11 protein-coding genes are annotated in these 19,072 nt (G+C 73.1%); all 11 read left to right on the plus strand.

Going from position 1 to position 19,072, the window contains the following annotated elements:
- Window positions 1–63 precede the first annotated feature (63 nt).
- The 11 genes from V1260_RS01740 to V1260_RS01790 all read left to right on the plus strand — a co-directional run bounded on the left by V1260_RS01740 (window position 64) and on the right by V1260_RS01790 (window position 18,974).
- Window positions 64–1,038 (plus strand): AAA family ATPase, encoded by a 975-nt coding sequence (locus tag V1260_RS01740; protein ID WP_329745069.1) that lies wholly within the window; start codon window positions 64–66, stop codon window positions 1,036–1,038.
- Window positions 1,035–2,435: a DUF58 domain-containing protein gene (locus tag V1260_RS01745; RefSeq protein ID WP_329745070.1), complete on the plus strand. Its 1,401-nt coding sequence runs from the start codon at window positions 1,035–1,037 to the stop codon at window positions 2,433–2,435. The genes V1260_RS01740 and V1260_RS01745 overlap by 4 nt, the downstream gene beginning before the upstream one ends.
- Window positions 2,432–4,939: a transglutaminase-like domain-containing protein gene (locus tag V1260_RS01750; protein ID WP_329745071.1), complete on the plus strand. Its 2,508-nt coding sequence runs from the start codon at window positions 2,432–2,434 to the stop codon at window positions 4,937–4,939. Before V1260_RS01745 ends, V1260_RS01750 begins: the two co-directional genes overlap by 4 nt.
- Window positions 4,939–7,026 carry an RDD family protein gene (locus tag V1260_RS01755; protein WP_329745072.1) on the plus strand — a complete coding sequence of 696 codons (2,088 nt, stop codon included), beginning with the start codon at window positions 4,939–4,941 and terminating at the stop codon, window positions 7,024–7,026. Before V1260_RS01750 ends, V1260_RS01755 begins: the two co-directional genes overlap by 1 nt.
- Window positions 7,023–7,904, plus strand: coding sequence for a PP2C family protein-serine/threonine phosphatase (locus tag V1260_RS01760; protein WP_329745073.1), 882 nt, complete (start codon window positions 7,023–7,025; stop codon window positions 7,902–7,904). The genes V1260_RS01755 and V1260_RS01760 overlap by 4 nt, the downstream gene beginning before the upstream one ends.
- Window positions 7,901–10,981 (plus strand): FHA domain-containing protein, encoded by a 3,081-nt coding sequence (locus tag V1260_RS01765; RefSeq protein WP_329745074.1) that lies wholly within the window; start codon window positions 7,901–7,903, stop codon window positions 10,979–10,981. Before V1260_RS01760 ends, V1260_RS01765 begins: the two co-directional genes overlap by 4 nt.
- A complete protein-coding gene (locus tag V1260_RS01770; RefSeq protein WP_329745075.1) occupies window positions 10,978–12,609 on the plus strand; it encodes a serine/threonine-protein kinase in 1,632 nt (543 codons plus the stop codon). The genes V1260_RS01765 and V1260_RS01770 overlap by 4 nt, the downstream gene beginning before the upstream one ends.
- A 51-nt stretch (window positions 12,610–12,660) precedes the next feature.
- Window positions 12,661–13,371 carry a hypothetical protein gene (locus V1260_RS01775; RefSeq protein ID WP_329745076.1) on the plus strand — a complete coding sequence of 237 codons (711 nt, stop codon included), beginning with the start codon at window positions 12,661–12,663 and terminating at the stop codon, window positions 13,369–13,371.
- Window positions 13,372–13,440: 69 nt separating this feature from the next.
- Window positions 13,441–17,904: an FtsK/SpoIIIE domain-containing protein gene (locus V1260_RS01780; RefSeq protein WP_329745077.1), complete on the plus strand. Its 4,464-nt coding sequence runs from the start codon at window positions 13,441–13,443 to the stop codon at window positions 17,902–17,904.
- A 203-nt stretch (window positions 17,905–18,107) separates the two neighbouring features.
- Entirely contained in the window at window positions 18,108–18,377 is a 270-nt protein-coding gene (locus tag V1260_RS01785) for a WXG100 family type VII secretion target (protein WP_329745078.1), read from the plus strand.
- Window positions 18,378–18,491: 114 nt separating this feature from the next.
- Window positions 18,492–18,974: a hypothetical protein gene (locus tag V1260_RS01790; RefSeq protein ID WP_329745079.1), complete on the plus strand. Its 483-nt coding sequence runs from the start codon at window positions 18,492–18,494 to the stop codon at window positions 18,972–18,974.
- Window positions 18,975–19,072 lie beyond the last annotated feature (98 nt).

A 19,072-nucleotide genomic window follows, 5' to 3' on the forward strand; every position in this document is an offset into this window, starting at 1 on the left:
CGTCCGTCGCCGCCTCCTCGATCCCCTCTGACGTCCCTCCCCACGAAAGCTGAGCACCACCCGATGAGCATGACCCCCGAACAGGCCCGCTGGTTCGCCGAGACCTTCGACAAGCTCGTCCAGAGCGTCGGCCAGGCCGTGCTCGGCAAGAACGAGGTGGTCCGCCTCGTGCTGACCGCGATGATGGCCCCCGGCCACGTGCTCCTCGAGGACGCCCCCGGCACGGGCAAGACCTCGCTCGCCCGCTCCATCGCGGCGACCGTGCAGGGCACCAGCACCCGCATCCAGTTCACCCCGGACCTGCTCCCCTCGGACGTCACCGGCGTGACCATCTACGACCAGAACACGAAGTCCTTCGAGTTCCACAAGGGCCCGGTCTTCGCGAACATCGTGCTGGCCGACGAGATCAACCGCGCCTCGCCGAAGACCCAGTCGGCGATGCTCGAGGTGATGGAGGAGGGCCGGGTGACCGTCGACGGCGTCACCCACGAGGTCGGCAACCCGTTCATGGTGATCGCGACCCAGAACCCGATCGAGCAGGCCGGCACCTACCGCCTCCCCGAGGCGCAGCTGGACCGCTTCCTCATGAAGACCTCGCTCGGCTACCCGGATCACGCCTCGAGCGTGCAGATCCTGCAGGGCTCCGCCCTGCGCGACCGCTCCCAGCAGCTGACCCCGCGCATCTCCCTGCAGGCCGTCAACGACATGACCCAGCTCGCCTCGACCGTCCACGTGGACCCGGCGGTGCTCGAGTACGTCTCGCGCCTCATGGAGGAGACCCGCCTCGCGCCCGAGGTGCGCGTCGGCGTCTCGATCCGCGGCGCGCTCGCGCTGATGCGCGCCGTCAAGGTGTGGGCCGCGGTCAACGGTCGCCACTACGTCATCCCCGACGACGTCAAGCACCTCGTCGGCCCCGTGTGGCTGCACCGCTTCGTGCTGGACCCCGAGGCGGAGTTCGCCGGCACCACCGCCCAGACCGTCATGACCAAGATCCTCAGCGAGGTGGCGCCTCCCCAGGCGCGCCAGCAGTCCGCATGAGCCAGAGCACCGTCCCCAGCGACACCGCCGACGCGAAGAGCGCCAAGGCGGAGGCGAAGCGACGCCGCCGCACGGCGAAGGCCGAGGAGCGGGCCGCCGCCCGTCGGCAGCGCCGCCGGGAGAGGACGGCCGCCCGCACCGGCGACCCGGTGGAGGCCACCGCTCCCGGAGCCGAGCAGCCCGCGCCGACGGGCCTGCGGGCGCTCCGCGACCGGATCGGCGAGCTGTGGAGCTCCCGGGTGCATCCCGTGCTCGACGTCATCTCGCCCATCGGGTGGGCGGTCCTGGGCGCGGCCGCCTTCTGCTGGATCGCGGGACTGTGGCTGCACGTCACCGAGCTCAACGTGATCGCCCTGGTCCTCACGGTGCCGCTGGTGATCGCGGCGCTCTTCGTACTCGGCCGCGCGAACTACAGGGTGGTGCTGGACCTGCAGACCCACCGGGTGGTAGTCGGGACCCGGGCCGTCGGCCGCGTGGAGGTCGCGAACCCGTCGACGCGGGACATCCTGCCCTCCCGGATCGAGCTCGCCGTCGGATCGGCCACCGCCCAGTTCATGGTGCCGCGCCTCAAGCCCGAGGCGACCCACGAGGAGCTCTTCGCCGTCCCCACCAAGCGACGTGCCGTGCTCGTCGTGGGACCGGTGCGCTCGGTGCGCGACGACCCGCTCTCGCTCATGCGCCGCCAGGTCACCTGGGCGAAGGAGCAGGAGCTGTACGTCCACCCCCGGACCGTGCGCCTCGACGAGGCCGCGAGCGGCTTCCTCCGCGATCTCGAGGGCACCCCCTCCTCGGACCTCTCCAGCTCCGACATCGCCTTCCACGCCCTGCGCGACTACTCGCCGGGCGATGACCGCCGGCATGTGCACTGGCGGACCACCGCCCGCACCGGCAAGCTCATGGTCCGCCAGTTCGAGGAGACCCGCCGCTCCCACGTGGTGGTCGCCCTGGACAACCTCGCGGAGCACTACGCGAGCGAGGACGAGTTCGAGCTGGCGGTCTCCGCGGCCGCCTCGATCTCGGCGCAGACCATGCGCGAGGAGAAGGAGCTGACGCCCTTCACCTTCGACGAGCGGCAGCGCACCGGCTCCCCGCGCCAGCTGATGGACGACTACACGGTGGTCGAGCAGCTCTCCGAGCAGATCGGCTTCCACGAGCTCGGGCAGAAGGCCGCGGATCTCGCCCCGAACGCCTCGGCGGTGATGATGATCGTCGGCTCCCACACCACGGCGCGCGAGCTGAACGCCGCCGCCAACCAGCTTCCGATCGGAGTGATGGCCGTGGCGATCCGCTGCGTGGACGACGCGGAGGTGCGACGCTCCGCGATCGGCTCCCTCGACGTGGTCACCCTGGGCGACCTCGAGACCCTCGCCCGCGCCCTGAGGTCGGTGGGCCGATGACCGCCGCGACCTCCCGCCGCCGCGCCGCCGCCGCGCCGCCGCCCTCCGTCGGCCGCCGGGCGACGGACCTCGGCGTCCTCGGACTGCTGTTCGTCCTCGCCCTGGTCGGCTTCCAGACCGCCTACGGCGGCGTGCAGTTCGCGATCACGGGCGTCATGGCCCTCGTGCTCGGCATGCTCATCGCCCTGCTCACCGCGCATCTGCGCTGGGGTCCGCTGCGCACCCTGCCGATCGTGCTGGGCGTCTACTTCCTGCTCGGCCCGATGCTCGCCGCGCCCACGCGGGCGCTGTGGGGGATCCTGCCGACGCCGGGCCCCCTCTGGGAGCTGCTCAAGGCGCCGGTGACGACCTGGAAGTCCGCCCTGACGGTCGCGCCGCCGGTCGGCAGCGCCCAGGGCGTGCTGGTGGTGGTGTGGCTCAGCGTCCTGCTGCTGTCCCTGGCCTCGGCGACCATCGTCCTGCGCACGAGGCGCTACGTGATCGCGTGGCTGTTCCCGCTCGCGCTGCTGATGGTGACGATCGTCTTCGGCACGACCGACGCCGTCCAGCCCGTGGTCCGCGGCGTCCTCTTCGCCGTGGTGTCGGTGGCCTGGCTGACCTGGCGCTTCGAGAGCGCGCGACTGGACAACGCCCAGTCCACGATCATCTCCGACTCGGTGCGGCCCGGCTCCTGGAAGAACCCGGTGCTGCGCCGGCGCCTCATCGGCGGCGGCGTGATCATGGCGATCGCCGTCGGAGCGGCCTTCGGCGCGAGCTCGCTGCTGGACCCGCCGGAGGGCGCGGGGCGGTTCGCCCTGCGCGACCGGATCTCCCCGCCCTTCGACCCGGACCTGTACGTCTCGCCGCTCTCCGAGTTCCGCGGGTACCGCAAGGACCAGCGTGACGCGGTCCTGTTCACGGTGACCGGGGTCGAGGCGGGCGACTACGTGCGCCTGGCGACCATGGACCAGTACGACCTCCACGTGTACAACGTCGCGGGGAACCGCGACCGCACCAGCACCTCCGGCGCGTTCATGCGCACCGCCTCCGGGGTGGACCTCCATGAGCCCGGCGAGCAGCAGCGCACCGCGACCGTCACGATCGGCGACTACCGCGGCGTGTGGCTGCCGACCCTGGGGGAGCGGACCGACCGCATCGACCTCTCCTCGCTCCCGCAGGAGCGGGCGGGGGTCACCGCCGAGAACCTGTTCCTCAACGAGAAGTCGCAGACCGCCGTGAACGCCGCGGGGGTCGCCGAGGGGGACGTCTACGAGTTCCTCTACGACCCGTACACCGAGCCCGCCGCCGAGCAGCTCGAGAGCGCGAGGTTCGCCGACATCGCCATGCCCGAGAACTCGCGGGTCGACCAGCTCGCCGTCGTCGCGGAGGAATGGGCGGGCGACTCGGACTCCGACTACGAGCGCTTCGCGAACCTCTCCCGCGCGCTGAAGTACGAGGCGTTCTACTCCAACGGGCTCGCAGAGGACACCGCCTCGCTCTCGGGCCACGGGGTGAGCCGTCTGCTGGCGATGATGGACCCGATCGGCTTCGACAAGGAGCAGCCCGACGCCCAGCCGACCGGCAAGATCGGCGACGAGGAGCAGTACGCGGCGCTCCTGGCGGTCATGGCGCGCTCCCTCGACATGCCGGCGCGGGTGGTGATGGGCTTCGAGGTGCCCGAGGGCCAGGAGGGCACGGTCTCGATCACCGGGGACAACGTCACCGCCTGGGTCGAGGTGGCCTTCGACGGCGTCGGCTGGGTGCGCTTCGATCCGGCGCCCGACGAGGACCAGGATCCGACGCAGCCCGAGCCCAAGGAGGTGGAGAAGCCGCTCCCGCAGGTCGCGCAGCCTCCGCCGCCGCCGGCCGAGCCGCCGAGCCCTCCGCCCGGCGCGATGAGCGAGGAGTCCGAGACCGAGGACCCTCCGGACGAGCCGACCCGCTCGTGGGTCGTGTACCTCGGGATCGGGGCGATCCCGATCGTGCTCGCCCTGCTGGCCGCGCTCGCGATCGTGGTCGCGAAGTCCGTGCGCCGCGGCCGACGGCGCACCCGCGGCGATCTCGCGACCCGCGTCGACGGCGGGTGGCAGGAGATCCTCGACCAGCTCACCGATCTGGGGCGGGCCCCCGACCGGCTGAGCACCCGCGTGGAGATCGCTGCTCGCCTCGACGGCGAGGTGCCCGCACTGGGGGCGACGCAACTGGCGAGCCGCGCGGACCGGGCCGTGTTCGGCCCCGACGACCTCCCCGTGCAGGCCGCCGACGAGTACTGGGCGCAGGTGCAGCAGGCGCGGCGCGGCCTCGCCGCGTCCGTGCCCTGGCACCGCCGACTGCGCGGGGCGCTCTCGCTGCGTTCCTTCCGCCGTCGAGCGGCGGAGCGGCGCGCCCAGCGCCGGCTCGACCGCGCGAACCGTCGGGCGCGTGCCAAGGCCGACCGACGCGCCGCATCCCTGCGGCAGCGCCGCTCCTCGCTGCGGGGCGCCTCCCCGCGTACCGCGACGCGATCCAGGAAGGGAAACCCCTGATGACCACCACGCGCTACTGCAGCACCTGCGGGACGCTCCTGCCCGAGAACGCGGCCGTCTGCGGGGAATGCGGAGCCCGCTACCAGGCCTCGCCCTACGAGCGCCGGGCGACCGACGCCCCGGGCGCCTGGTCGGCGGCGCCTCGCGCCCGTGCCCGTGACCTCGGCCCGCAGGAGACCGAGAGCGACGGGGGTGACGGCATCGAGCTGATCTCGCGGGAGGAACTCGCCCCCAAGGAGCCGGGCGCGACGACGCTCCGCCCCCCGGGCCAGTACGATCGAGCAATGGTCACTCAGCCACCGCAGAACCCGACCACCGGATCCGCCTCCTTCGGCTCGCCCAGCGGGCCCGGATCGGCCGCTCCCGCCCCCTCCCAGGGCGCTCCCGCCTCCCAGGGTCCGGCCTTCGAACCCCCGTTGGACGGCTGCGCGCCGAGCACCGCGGTGAAGCGCCTGCTCGCAGCGGTGATCGACGGTGTCGTCGCCGGTCTCGTGACCGTGCCGATGACGGTCGGCGTGATCCTCCTGCTGACCCAGGAGTCGGCCTCGCTGCTCGCCCAGATCCTGATGGGCGTGGGCGCCGCGCTGCCGGTCGCCTATGCGCTGGTGATGGTGTGGCTGACGGGATCCAAGGGCTTCACCGTCGGCAAGCTCGTGATGGGGCTGCGGATCGTGCGGGAGAGCACGGGCGGTCCGCTCGGATTCGTGCGCGCCCTCGGGCGCTGGGTCGTGTACGGCGTGATCTCGCCGGTCATGGCCCTGTCGATTCTCCTCGACGCGCAGAAGCGGCTGCGCGGTTTCCATGATCGGGTCGTCGGCTCGGTGGTGGTGGACGTCAAGTCCGGCCGCAACCCCCTGACCGCGCGGGCGGACGGCTTCGAGCGCGCTCCGGCTGAGCAGTACCTCGGGGCACCGTCCGTCGCCGTCTCCGCTCACCAGAACCTGCTCTCCGAGCCGGGCTCCGCCTGGCAGGGCGGCGCCCCCGCCCAGCAGGACGCCTCGGCGGGCGCGGCCCCGCAGACCGGCGGCTGGGACCCCCAGCCCGCCCCGTCCCCGTACGCACCCCCGTCGGCCTCCTCGGCGACCGACGCACCTGCACAGGACGGCTGGGGCGCCCCGGCTCCGTCCGCCCCGGCGCAGGACTCCGGCTCCTGGGCTCCGCCGCCCGTCGAGCCCGCCGCGCAGACCGGCTGGGACCAGACCCCGGCCCCGCAGGCACCGGCGCAGCAGGCAGGCTGGGGCCAGACCCCGGCGCCGCACGCACCGGACCCGCAGCAGTCCGGCTGGGACCAGGGTTCGGCGTCGCAGGCTCCGGCCCCGCAGCAGACCGGTTGGGGCAGTGCGCCCGAGCCCGCGCCGGCGCCGCAGCCCGCCCCCGAGCAGCAGTGGGGGCCGCCCGCTCCGGCCGAGCCCGCCGCGCAGAGCTGGGACGCGCCCTCGCAGCCCTCGGCCGAGGTCGCTCCCGAGCAGGGCGCTCCGGCGCCCGCGGGGGAGCCGCAGTCCGCCCCGGGCGCCCAGCCGTGGGATCGTCCGGCCGAGTCCGCCGCGCCCTCTCCCGCTGGAGCCTGGGGAGCGCCCGCGCCGTCGGCCCCCGCCGCGCAGCCCCCCGCGCCCGCACAGGATGCGCCGCACGAGCTGACCGGGAGCGCCTGGGACGGCGGCTCCGACGAGGTCGATGAGGCGACGCGCATGTCCGTGCCCGAGGACGACTCGCTGGGGGACCTCGAGGCGACCCGCATCTCGCCGGTGAAGCTGCCCCCGAAGCGCACCCTCCGGCTGGTCACCGACGCCGGGACCGAGCGCGTCGTGGAGCGCGCCGTGGTCATCGGCCGCAACCCCACGGCTCCTGCCGGGGAGCTGCTCTTCGTGCTCCAGGATGACACCCGGTCGGTCTCCAAGACCCACCTGCTCGTCGACGGGACCGGTGACGAGACCACGGTGACCGATCTCGGCTCCACCAACGGATCCGCGATTGTCCGTGAGGACGGTTCCCGTGAGGGCCTCGTCCCGCACAGCCCGACCGTGCTTCCCGCCGGAGCGCAGGTCGCCCTCGGGGACCGGACCCTGTCCGTGGAGCGGGAGCAGTGACCGACCGCTCCCTGTCGGACCCCGATACCCCCGGCACCGTCCGCGTCGTCTCCGCCTCGGCGACGCATGTCGGCCACGTCCGCGCGACCAACGAGGACAGCTTCCTCGAGACGACGCCGATCTATCTTGTCGCCGACGGGATGGGCGGCCACAACGCGGGCGAGGTCGCGAGCGCGATCGCCGTCGAGGAGTTCGAGAAGCTCACGATCCAGCAGAACGTGTCCGTCGAGCAGCTCGGCGAGGCGCTCCGCAGCGCGGCCGACAGGATCGGCGAGCTGACGGGCGAGGCGACCGTCGGCGCGGGCACCACCGTCGCCGTGGTCGCCACGATGGTGCTGGACGGCATCGGCTACTGGGTCGTGATGAACCTGGGCGACTCGCGCGTGTACCGGCTGTCGGGGGAGATCTTCGAGCAGGTCAGCGTCGACCATTCGGTCGTCCAAGAGCTGATGGACCGCGGAGACCTGACGCCCGAGGAGGCCCGCGTCCACCCGTACCGGCACATGGTCACCCGCGCCCTCGGCGCCGGGCCCGACTCCGATCCCGACTACTGGCTGATCCCGGCCGAGGTCGGCGATCGCATGCTGATCTGCTCGGACGGTCTGACCGGCGAGGTGTCCGATCAGGCGATCGAGCGCCTGCTGCGTGGCCCGAACGATGTGCGCACGATCTGCCAGGACCTCGTCCAGCTCGCCCTCGACGGCGGTGGCCACGACAACGTCACCGTGGTGATCGTCGAGGCGGTCGAGGTGCTTGGCCTCGACCTGGCCAGCGAGGACACCGCCGGCAGCGTCGCGAGCGGCGACTCCGCGAACGATGAGGTGGACGAGGACACGCTGCCGCGCGGGCTGCCTCCGGTCGGGAGCGGACGGTCATGAGCGAGGAGGCGGCTGCGTCCGGCCCCGCCCCTCTCCTCGGGATCGGCACCTTCACCCAGCAGGGGCCGGCGACCCTGGTCGTCCGGGAAGCCGGCTGGGTGGTGCTCGTCCCGGGACTGCGCAAGGAGGTCGCCGAGGCGGCCTGGACGATCCTCGGTGAGGGGCCGACGGGGGAGGAGTTCCTGGACCGTCTGGTCGCCGAGGCGGGCCTCGAGAGCGCCGACAAGATCCCCGCCATCCTCTTTGCGCTGGTCGACGGCACGACCGTGACCTACGGGATCAAGGGGAAAACGCCGCTGCAGGTGTACACCCCGAGCGGCTCCGAGCAGATCTCGGGGACGGAGGACGAGCCGTTCCTGCTGCGCACCATCGAGGAGGTTCGCCGCACGTCCTTCGGTGACCTGCCGGCGGAGGAGCCCGTCGGCTCGCCCCGCATCGTCGCCGGCATCGTGCGCGTGCGCGGCTTCGTGCACGTAACGGTCGACCCTGCGACCCTCGAGGAGGCGGATCGCGCCGCGCTCGCCGAGCAGGTGGAGGCGGACACCCGCCACATCGAGGACGACGCGGCGAAGAAGCGCCGGGCGGAGAAGCCCGCTCCGAGGCCGGCGAGCGAGATCAAGAAGCCGACGCTCGCCACGCGCAAGCCGGGGGAGATGCCGCCGAGCCTGCAGCGCGGGGCGCGCTCGTCCTCGTCCGCGCGCCGCTCCGAGCCCGCTCCGGAACCCTCGGGCCCGAACATGTTCGACGACCTCTTCGGCGGCGCGAAGCCTGCCGCTCCGGCGGCACCGGCCCCGGCCGCCGATGACCCCGCGGCGTCCGCCGCCGCTCCGGCGGCCCCTGCTCCGGCTCCCGCCGCGGCGGCTCCCGCACCGGCTCCCGCTCCGGCGACCGCGGCTCCGGCTGCTGACACGCCGACGCCCGCGGCTGCGGCCCCCGCCCCGTCCCCGGCCCCCGAGCCGGTGGTCGACACGGCGACACCCGCCGCCTCGGAGGCATCGGCCGACGCCGTCCCCCCTGCCGCCGCTCCGTCTGCAGGGTCGTCGACCGGCGCCCCGCGGCGACGTCTCGTGCGCACCTCCCTGTTCGACCGTGCCCGGCCTGCCGCGGAAATCCCCCGGGCCGAGGCGCCGACGACGCCCACCGCTCAGCCCGCGGCTGCCCCGGAGCCAGCACCCGCGCCGGCCCCCGAGGCCGAGCCTGCTCCGGCCCCCGAGGCCGAGCCAGTTCCCGCTACCGTTCCGGAACCCGAGCCCGCGCCGCAGCCCGCCCCCGCCCCGGAGCCCGACCCGGCGCCGTCTGCTGCCGCCCCCGCACCGGAGACCGCTCCTACCCCGGAGCCGGAGCAGGTTCCTGCCCCCGCGCCGGAGCCCGCCGCCGCGCCGGTTGCTGCCACCCCCGCCACCCCCGCGGCGCCCGCCGTGCCCCCCGCGGCGCCGCGCCCCGAGTCGGTCCCCACCCCGGAGCCTCCCGACGAGGACGAGAGCAGCTCGCCGGTCACCCTGGTCGCACCGATCGACGACGAGGACGAGCAGGCGGCCGCGCCGACTCCCCGGCCCCGCCCGGCCGCTCCCGCACCGGCGATGGCCGCCCCCGCCGCGCCAGCGTCCCTCGCCCCGCCGGCCGCGCCCGACGTCGAGAACACCGGGGCGTACGACGACCTGTTCGGCAAGACCGTCTTCCGCCGCGTCGAGGACGCCGCCGTGCGCCGCGCCGAGGAGGACGAGCACGACGAGGACGCGCCCGCCTCTACGGAGGAATCGCAGGTCGCCGAGGTCACCCAGGCCGAGGCCCCGCCGGTCGAGGCGGCGCCGAGCCCCGTCGCGCCGGCGGCCCCCGAGCCCGAGAGCGTCGGGGATTTCATCGACTGGGTCCCCGGCGTCGGCCGCACCGCCCCCGAGATCGCCCAGGCCGCCGCTCGTCGGGCGGCCGCGCCGCCGCGGGTCGACCCCGCCTATCCGCAGGTCCACCTCGCCGAGCGGCCACCCGCTCCGCGCAGCGCCCCTGCGTCGGCTCCGTCGCTGTCCTACGCCCCGGGACCTTCGCCGTACTACACGCCCCGCGACCCCCAGGCGCAGGGGATGCACCCGGGAGCGCCCGGCCCCGCTCCCCAGCAGCCGGGTCCGCAGCAGCAGCCGACCCCGCAGCAACCCGGGTACGGCCAGCCCGCCCCCCAGGGCTACCACGGCCAGCAGCTCGGGTACCCCGGCCGCCCCGAGGGGCAGCAGGGCTATCCGGCTGCCCCGGTGAACCCCGTCGCGGCCGGGCAGCAGGTCGGCTATCCGGCCCCGTACGGCAGCCCGGCGCCCTACGGCAGCCCCACCGGCCCCCCGGCACAGCACGGCACCCCCGCCCCGTACGGCCACCCGGCACAGCACGGCACGCCTGGCCAGCACAACGCCCCGGGCCCCTACGGTGCGCCCTCCGCCCACGGTCCGGCGCCCGCACACGGTGCTCCTCCCGCGGGCGGCCTGCCCGGCGGCCCGGGGGGTCCGCGCCAGGCCGGGGCACCGCACCCCGCAGCCCCCGGCGCCGGCCCCGCGCGTCCGACCCAGCCCGCCGGACCGTCCCTCGCCGCCGCGGCCCCCGGGCCCGGCGGTCCGGGAGGAGCCCCGCAGCAGGGCGTGCTGCTGCCCGCCCTGCTCTGCCCGAACGGGCACCCGAACCCGCCGGACCTGTCCACCTGCCGGCTGTGCCGGGGACCGCTCCAGGGCCCCACGCAGACCGTCGCCCGCCCGCCGCTCGGCGTCGTCGACATCTCCACCGGGGAACGCTTCGTCCTCGACCGCACGGCGATCATCGGTCGTCGGCCCCGCGCCTCGCGCGTCAGCGCCCAGGAGATGCCGCAGCTGATCACGGTGCCGAGCCCGCAGCAGGACATCTCCCGTTCCCACCTCGAGCTGCGGCTCGAGGGGTGGCATGTGGTGGCCCTCGACCTCGGCACCACCAACGGCACCACGCTGCATCGGGAGGGCACCGACCCGCTGCGGCTGCGCCCTCGGGAGGGCGTGGTCCTCCGCGACGGCGACGACCTGGACCTCGGCGACGACGTCCACCTGTACATGAGGGAGAGGCCATGAGCACCAGACCGCCCTCGGCCCCGCCCCGCCTGCCGGGCTACGAGTACGAGAAGCCGCTCGGCTCCGGCGGCTTCGCCGACGTCTTCCTGTACCGCCAGTTCCGGCCCCAGCGCCGCGTGGCGATCAAGGTGCTCCTCTCGAACGTCCTCGACGAGAGCGTGCGCCGCCAGTTCGACGCCGAGGCCAACGTCATGGCCCAGATGTCGACCCACCCGTCGATCGTGACGATCCACCAGGCGGAGGTCTCCGACGACCACCGGCCCTACATCGTCATGGAGTACTGCCCGCGCCCCAACTACGGCCAGCGCTTCCGCAAGGAGCGGATCTCCGTCGCCGAGGCGCTGCGCGTGGGCGTGCAGATCGCGGGCGCGGTCGAGACCGCCCACCGCGCCGGGATCCTGCATCGCGACATCAAGCCCGCGAACATCCTGGTCACGGACTACAACCGGCCTGCGCTCACCGACTTCGGCATCTCCATCGCGACCGGTCAGGGACAGGACGTCGAGGACTCCCAGGGCATGTCGATCCCGTGGTCGCCCCCCGAGTTCTTCGCCGATCCGCCGCGGGCCGACGTGCGCAGCGACGTGTTCTCCCTCGCCGCGACGGTCTACTCGCTGCTGGCCTCCCAGACGCCCTTCGAGCGTCGCGGCCAGCGCAACGGCGCCTCGGACCTGATCCACCGCATCTCCACGGAGCCGCTCCCGCCCCTGACCCGCCCCGACATCCCGCCCGAGCTCAACCGGGTGCTGTCCGTCGCGATGGCGAAGGACCCCGCGGGGCGCTACGACACGGCCCTGGCGCTCGGACGCGCGCTGCAGCAGGTCGAGCTCGCGCTCTCGCTGCCGGTCACGCAGATGGACGTGCTCGACGACCGCGGCACCGGCCCGGCGACCTCCGGGGAGGACGACGAGCTCGACGCGCACACCCGCATCCGGAAGGTCGCGACTGTCGACCCCGATTCGGTGAACGCCTCACGTCGGCCGATGGACCGCTTCGCGGGCGTCGCCCCCGCGCTCGGCAGCCCGACGTCTTCGTCGTCGTCGGCCTCGACCCACTCCGCCGCCGAGGCGGACGAGTCCACCATGCTGCGGCCGGCCGGATCCCGGCTGAACCCGCCGCGCGAGGCGACCCCCTACGCCGCTCCCGCCGAGACCGAGGAGGAGAAGCCCTCGACCCCGGTCTGGCCCTTCGTGACCCTGGCCGCGGTCCTCGTGATCGTCTTCGGCGTGGGCACCACCCTCGGCGTCCGCTACCTCACCCACGAGCCCGAGGACCCGCTCGCCACCACGGACATCAACGTCGCCCAGACCACCAGGGAGCCCCCGGGGATGCCGGGCGACGTCTCGATCGCCCTCGTCGCCCCGGAGGAACCGGGCGGGGTCACCGCCCGAGCGCGCGTGCAATGGTCGGCCCCGGCGAACCTGACCGAGGAGGACTACTTCCAAGTGAGGTGGAAGGACTTGGAGTCCAACTACGAGCGCTTCGCCACACCGAACCCGGTCTACGGCCGCACCTCGACCGTCGTGGAGGTGCCTCCGGGTCTGACCGCACCGTGCCTCGAGGTGCAGACGGTCAACGACGCCGGCGGCGCGAGCGGCTGGGTCGAAGTCTGCCTGGACGAGGGCTGAGGGAATGAGGAACGTGATGAGCGAACGCAGCACAGAAGGGAAGGGATGACGATGGCGTCGACGATCTCCGTCGAGTTCTGCGGCGAGTGGTACCGCGTCGCCGAGGGGGAGGAGCTGACCATCGGCCGCGAGGCCGACCTCAACGTCGATGACGACAACCCCTTCCTGCACCGCCGCTTCCTGACGATCGTGCAGGTCGAGTCGATGTGGTGGCTGGTGAACATCGGGTCGCGGCTGTCCGCGACGATCACCGACGGCACCGGCAGCATGCAGGCCTGGCTCGCGCCGGGAGCGCGGATCCCGCTCGTCTTCGACGAGACCAAGGTGGTGTTCACCGCCGGGCCGACGACCTACGACCTCTCCGTCCACGCCGAGTCGCCCGAGTTCGAGCGGGTCACCCATCCCGACGACCCGGTGGGGGAGACCACCGTCGGGTCCGTGCAGCTCACCGCGAGCCAGAAGCTGCTCATCCTCGCCCTCGCCGAGCCGATGCTGGTCCGTGAGGGCTCCGGCATGAGCTCAGTCCCGACCTCGGCGCAGGCCGCTCAGCGTCTCGGGTGGCCGCTGACCAAGTTCAACCGCAAGCTGGACAACGTCTGCGACAAGCTGGACCGTCTCGGGGTGCGCGGACTGCGCGGCGGCCCCGGGAAGCTCGCGAGCAACCGACGGGCCCGCCTCGTCGAGCACGCGGTCTTCTCGCGTCTGGTCTCGAGCGAGGACCTGCCGCTGCTGGACCAGTCCCAGGACGAGGACGACGAGTAGGACCGAGCCGATCCCCGCCGCGGGGATCCGGACGGGCGGGCGAGGGGCCCGCCAGGGGGAGGAGACCAGATGCGCATCAAGCTCACGCTGCGCAGGCCCGAGGACCGGCTGACGGACCTCGAGGTCACGGCCGACGCGACGGCGACCGTGGCCGATGTGGCGAACGCGCTGTACCTCGCGGACCCGCTGCGCAGCGAGGTCGAGCCCCCCGAGGGTCTGACCCTGCAGGTGCAGGACGCGGGCGCCGGACCCGGGGCGAACGGGGTGCGCTCCCTGGATCGCGAGATCGACCTGATCCAGGCGGGGCTGCGCTCGGGCAGCGTGGTCTCCATCGCCCGCTCCTCCACCGAGTACGCCACGCGCTCGGAGTCCCGCGGCGCGGCGGTCGCCCTGATGCGGGTGCTCTCCGGCCCGGAGGCGGGCCGCGAGTTCCCGCTCCCCAGCGGGTCCAGCGTCATCGGCCGCGAGGGCGACCTCGACATCCGCATCGCCGACCCGATGCTCTCCAAGCGGCACGCCCGCATCAACGTCGGCGACACCATCGAGATCGTCGACCTGCACTCCAGCAACGGCGTGGTGATCGGCGGCGAGCAGGTCCAGCGCGCCGTCATCGGCCCCGCGGACACCGTCCTCATCGGCCAGACCACCTTCTCGGTGATCGCCCTGCACCGCCTGGGCGGGACCGCGCCCAGCTCGCCCGTCGTCGAGTTCAACCGCTCCCCGCGCGTCGTGCCCCGCTTCCCCTACCGGCCGCTCAAGGCGCCCACCCCGCCCAAGGAGCCGGGCCCGCAGTTCTTCCCGATCTTCATGTTGTTCGCCCCGGTGCTCATGGGCGGCTTCATGTTCTCGCTGACCCGCAGCCCCTTCTCCCTCATGTTCGTGTTCATGATGCCGCTCATGGCCACGGCCGGGTACCTCAACCGCAAGTGGCAGGCGAAGAAGCAGCTCGAGCGGCAGATCGAGAACTTCGAGGAGGGGCTCGCCTCGCTCAAGCGCCGCGTGACCGCCGCCCAGGACCTCGAGCGGGCGGTCCGCCTCGTCGAGGCGCCGTCGGCCGCGGACACCGTCGACGCCGCCTTCCGCCTGGGCCGCCTGCTGTGGACCCACCGTCCCGAGCACAACGCCTTCGGCACGCTCCGCCTCGGGCTCGGCATCGCCGAGTCCCGGGTGGGCATCGACATGCCGTCGGAGAACGACGCCATCCCGAAGTACTGGGACATGCTCGACGACATGCACGAGGAGTACAAGATGATCGCGGGGGTCCCGATCGTCTCGGAGCTCCGCTACGCCGGGAACCTCGGCGTCGCCGGCGGCGGTGCGGAGGCCGACGGGGTGGCCCGCGGGATCGTCACCCAGCTGTTCGCCCTGCACTCGCCGGCCGAGATGGCGATCGCGGCGATCACCTCCCGCTCCAGCCGGGAGATGTGGCAGTGGCTGAAGTGGCTCCCGCACACCTCGAGCCCCCATTCGCCGCTCCCCGGCGACCACCTCGCGGACACCCCCGGCCGGGGCACCTCCCTGCTCTCCCGCATCGAGGAGCTCATCGAGCAGCGCACCGGGGACGCCCCGGCCACCCTGCGCACCCCGATGACCAGCGACGTCACCACGGAGCCGTCGATCCCGCCGGAACCGGTCACGCCGAGCCTGGTGCTGATCATCGAGGACGACGCCCCCGTCGACCGGGCGCGCCTGGTGCGCATCGCCGAGCGCGGGCCCGATGCCGGCGTGCACGTCATCTGGTGCGCCCCGAACGTCGCGGCCCTCCCCGCGGCCTGCCGCACCTACGTGTCGGTCGAGGAGGCGATCGAGGGGGCGAGCGCGGGCCACGTGCGCCTGGGCGAGCGCTTCTACCCCGTCACCGTCGAGACCGTCTCGGTCGAGGTGGCCGCGGGCGTCGCCCGGCACCTCTCGCCCGTGGTCGACGCGGGCGTGCCGATCGACGACGACTCCGACCTGCCCCGTGCGATCTCCTATCTCAAGCTCGGCGGCATGGCGCTGGCCGAGGAACCGGACCACATCATCGAACGGTGGAAGGAGAACAACTCCCTCACCCCGCGCGACGGCTCCGAGCCGCAGCGCCGCAAGCACGATGCGAACCTGCGCGGCCTCATCGGCCACAACGGCCAGGACGCCTTCCACCTCGACCTGCGTACGAACGGCCCGCACGCCCTCGTGGGCGGCACCACCGGCGCCGGCAAGTCCGAGTTCCTCCAGGCCTGGGTGATGGGCATGGCCACCGCCCACAGCCCCGACCGGGTCACCTTCCTGTTCGTGGACTACAAGGGCGGTGCCGCCTTCGCCGACGCGATCGAGCTGCCCCATGCCGTCGGCCTGGTCACCGACCTGTCCCAGCACCTGGTGCGTCGCGCCCTCACCTCGCTGCGGGCGGAGCTGCACTACCGCGAGCACCTGCTGAACCGGAAAAAGGCGAAGGACCTCGTCTCGCTCGAGCGCACCGGGGATCCCGAGGCGCCACCGAGCCTGATCATCATCGTCGACGAGTTCGCGGCCCTCGCGAAGGAGATCCCCGAGTTCGTGGACGGCGTCGTGGACGTCGCCGCGCGCGGCCGCTCCCTCGGCCTGCACCTCATCCTGGCGACGCAGCGTCCCGCGGGCGTCATCAAGGACAACCTGCGGGCCAACACCAACCTCCGCATCGCCCTACGCATGGCGGACGAGGCCGACTCCAAGGACATCCTGGGCGACAAGATGGCCGCCCACTTCGACCCGGGCATCCCGGGGCGCGGCGCCGCGAAGACCGGTCCGGGTCGCATCGCCACCTTCCAGACCGGCTACGCCGGCGGCTGGACCACCGATGAGCCCGAGCGGGCGCGGATCGACATCGTCGAGAAGGACTTCGGCACCGGCGAGCAGTGGGACATCCCGAGCCCGCCCGCCAAGGAGGTCAAGGACCCCGGACCGAACGACATCACCCGCATGGTGACCACGATCCGGGCCGCGGCGGAGAAGGCCGGCGTGCCCGCGCCGCGCAAGCCGTGGCTCTCCGAGCTCGCCGACGCCTACGACCTCTCCCGGCTGCCCACCCGACGCACCGACGAGGAGCTGCTCCTCGGCGTCATGGACATGCCCGAGGACCAGGCACAGCCGACGATCTCCTACTACCCGGACCGCGACGGCAACATGGCCATCTATGGCACCGGCGGATCCGGCAAGTCGACGACCCTGCGGACCATCGCGATCTCCGCGGCCTCCACGGTGCGCGGCGGTCCCGTGCACGTGTACGGCCTCGACTTCGGCGCCTCGGGCCTGACCATGCTCGAGGAGCTGCCGCACGTCGGCTCGATCGTGCCGGGCGACGACGAGGAGCGGGTCATCCGCCTGCTGCGCACCCTGCGCGAGATGATCGACGAGCGCGCCCGCGACTTCGCCCGGGTGCGGGCCGGCTCGGTCGCGGAGTACCGCGAGCTCGCGAACGCTCCGGACACCCCGCGTGTGCTGCTGCTGGTGGACGGCATGGCCGCGTTCCGCGAGGCCTACGACTTCTCCAACCTCTCGAAGTGGTTCACCACCTTCGTGCAGATCGCCACCGACGGACGTCAGGTGGGCGTGCACGTGATCGTGACCGGCGACCGCCCCAACGCCATCCCCACCTCGCTCGGCTCCTCGATCCAGCGGCGGCTGATCCACCGCATGGCGAGCGTGGACGACTACTCCGGCTTCGGCGAGCCCAAGGACGTCCTCGACGGGGCCTCGCCCCCCGGGCGAGCGATCCTCGAGGGGCACGAGGTGCAGATCGCCGTGCACGGCGGCGACTCGAACGTGGCGATCCAGTCGCGGGAAGTGGCCAAGCTCGCCAAGGCGATGCGCCGCGCAGGGGTGCCGGAGGCGCCGGGGATCCGGCGACTTCCCGAGCGGGTGGAGTTCTCGGAGCTGCGCCCGGTCGTCGGGGGCCAGCCGGTGCTCGGCCTGGCCGACGAGACGCTCTCCGAGATCACCTTCGAGCCGCGGGGCGCGTTCATGGTCACCGGCCCGATGGGCTCGGGCCGCACGACCGCGATGCTGACCATCGCGACCGGTCTGAAGGCCCTCGAGAACCCGATGCGCCTGGTCCGCTTCTCCTCGCGGCGCACGCCGCTCACCGGTCTGCCGATCTGGGACGTGGAGGGCTCGGATCCGGAGACGGTGCGGGAGCTGGCCGCCCAGCTGCGACAGACCATCGAGTCGGGAGCGGTCGAGGAGGGTCGACTGGCGCTGTTCATCGACGGCATCGCCGACTTCACCGGCTCCGGCATCGAGAACGACCTCGACAAGCTGATCCGGGCGTCCACCCGGGAGGGCCAGTTCGTGGTGGGCGAGAACGAGTCGGCCTCCTGGTCGCAGGCCTACGTCCTCGCCCAGCCGTTCAAGGCCGGACGCCGCGGCCTGCTCCTGCAGCCCGGCGAGATGGACGGCGACACCCTGCTCGGAACGTCATTGGGGAGGATCCGTCGCGCGGACTTCCCGACCGGCCGCGGCTTCCTCGTCTACAGCGGTCGAGCGATGAAGCTGCAGGTTGCGCAGATCACCAGCTGATCCGGTGCGCTCACCGGGAGGGGTGCCCGTCTCGCCGGCGGCGTCCCGGCGCGCCCGCGGGACGGCGTCCGTCCCCATGGGGACTCCTCCCCATGGTGACGCAGGCCCCCGCGACCTAGAGTGAGGCCGTCGAACACCATGGCACGAGCCGGTGCACCTGCGCAGGGGCGCGGATGCCACGAACTGGGAAGGGGAACCCCGCAGTGAACGCCACCAAGGGAATGAACGTCGAAGAGGTCCGCCGGATGGCGACCCAGCTGCGCGAGGCGGCCGAGGAGATCACCCGCATCGAGCAGGAGCTCACCTCCGGACTCGAGGGCGTGGACTGGACGGGGCCGGACGCCGATCGCTTCCGCGGTCAGTGGTCGGGGGAGATGGTGCCCGCGCTGCAGCAGATCATGACCGCCGTCGACGAGCTCGGGGACACCGCGGATCGCAACGCCTCGGAGCAGGAGTCGACCTCGTCGAACTGACGCTCTCGGCACCTCTCGAAGCAGGGAACGGGGCCCGGACGGTTACGCCGTCCGGGCCCCGTTCCCTGCTGGTAGGTTGAGTGCCGTCACCGGTGGGAGGAACGGAGCACATCCATGGCCAAGAGCATCATCTATCCGAGCGCGGACTTCCCGGGACCTCCGCGGATCACCCTCGAGGTCCCGGACGACTGGGCGACGCTGACCGTCCCCGGCGTCCAGCTCGCCGTCGCGCAGCCCCGGGTCGAGGGCCGTTTCCGCGCGAACGTCGTCGTCACCGTCCAGCGCTTCGGCCCGGACTTCACCCTCGTGGCCGCCCGCTCCGGTCTGGAGCAGCGCAAGGCGGCGCTGCCGGAGCTCGAGGAGCTCGGCACGGGCGAGCTCGAGGTGTCGGGGGACACCTGGATCGCGAGCGAGTACGGCTACACGCAGCCCGGCCGGCCGACGGTCGTGCAGGCCGCGCGCTACGCCGTCCTGGACCGCGGGGGAGTGGCGACCGACGTGCTCGAGATCGTCGGCAGCTGCGGGGCGGAGAGCGCCGAGGACGAGATCGAGACGATCCGCGTCATCCAGGACTCGGTGGGCGTGGACCTCAGCTGAGGGGCCGAGGACGCAGCACCCGGGGAGCCCCGGACCGCCACGGCGGTCCGGGGCTCCCCGCTGTTTTCTGGGGGTTTCACGCCTACACGGTCCCCTGT

The organism is Brachybacterium sp. J144 (genome assembly GCF_036321705.1).
In the GTDB taxonomy this organism is placed as follows: domain Bacteria; phylum Actinomycetota; class Actinomycetes; order Actinomycetales; family Dermabacteraceae; genus Brachybacterium.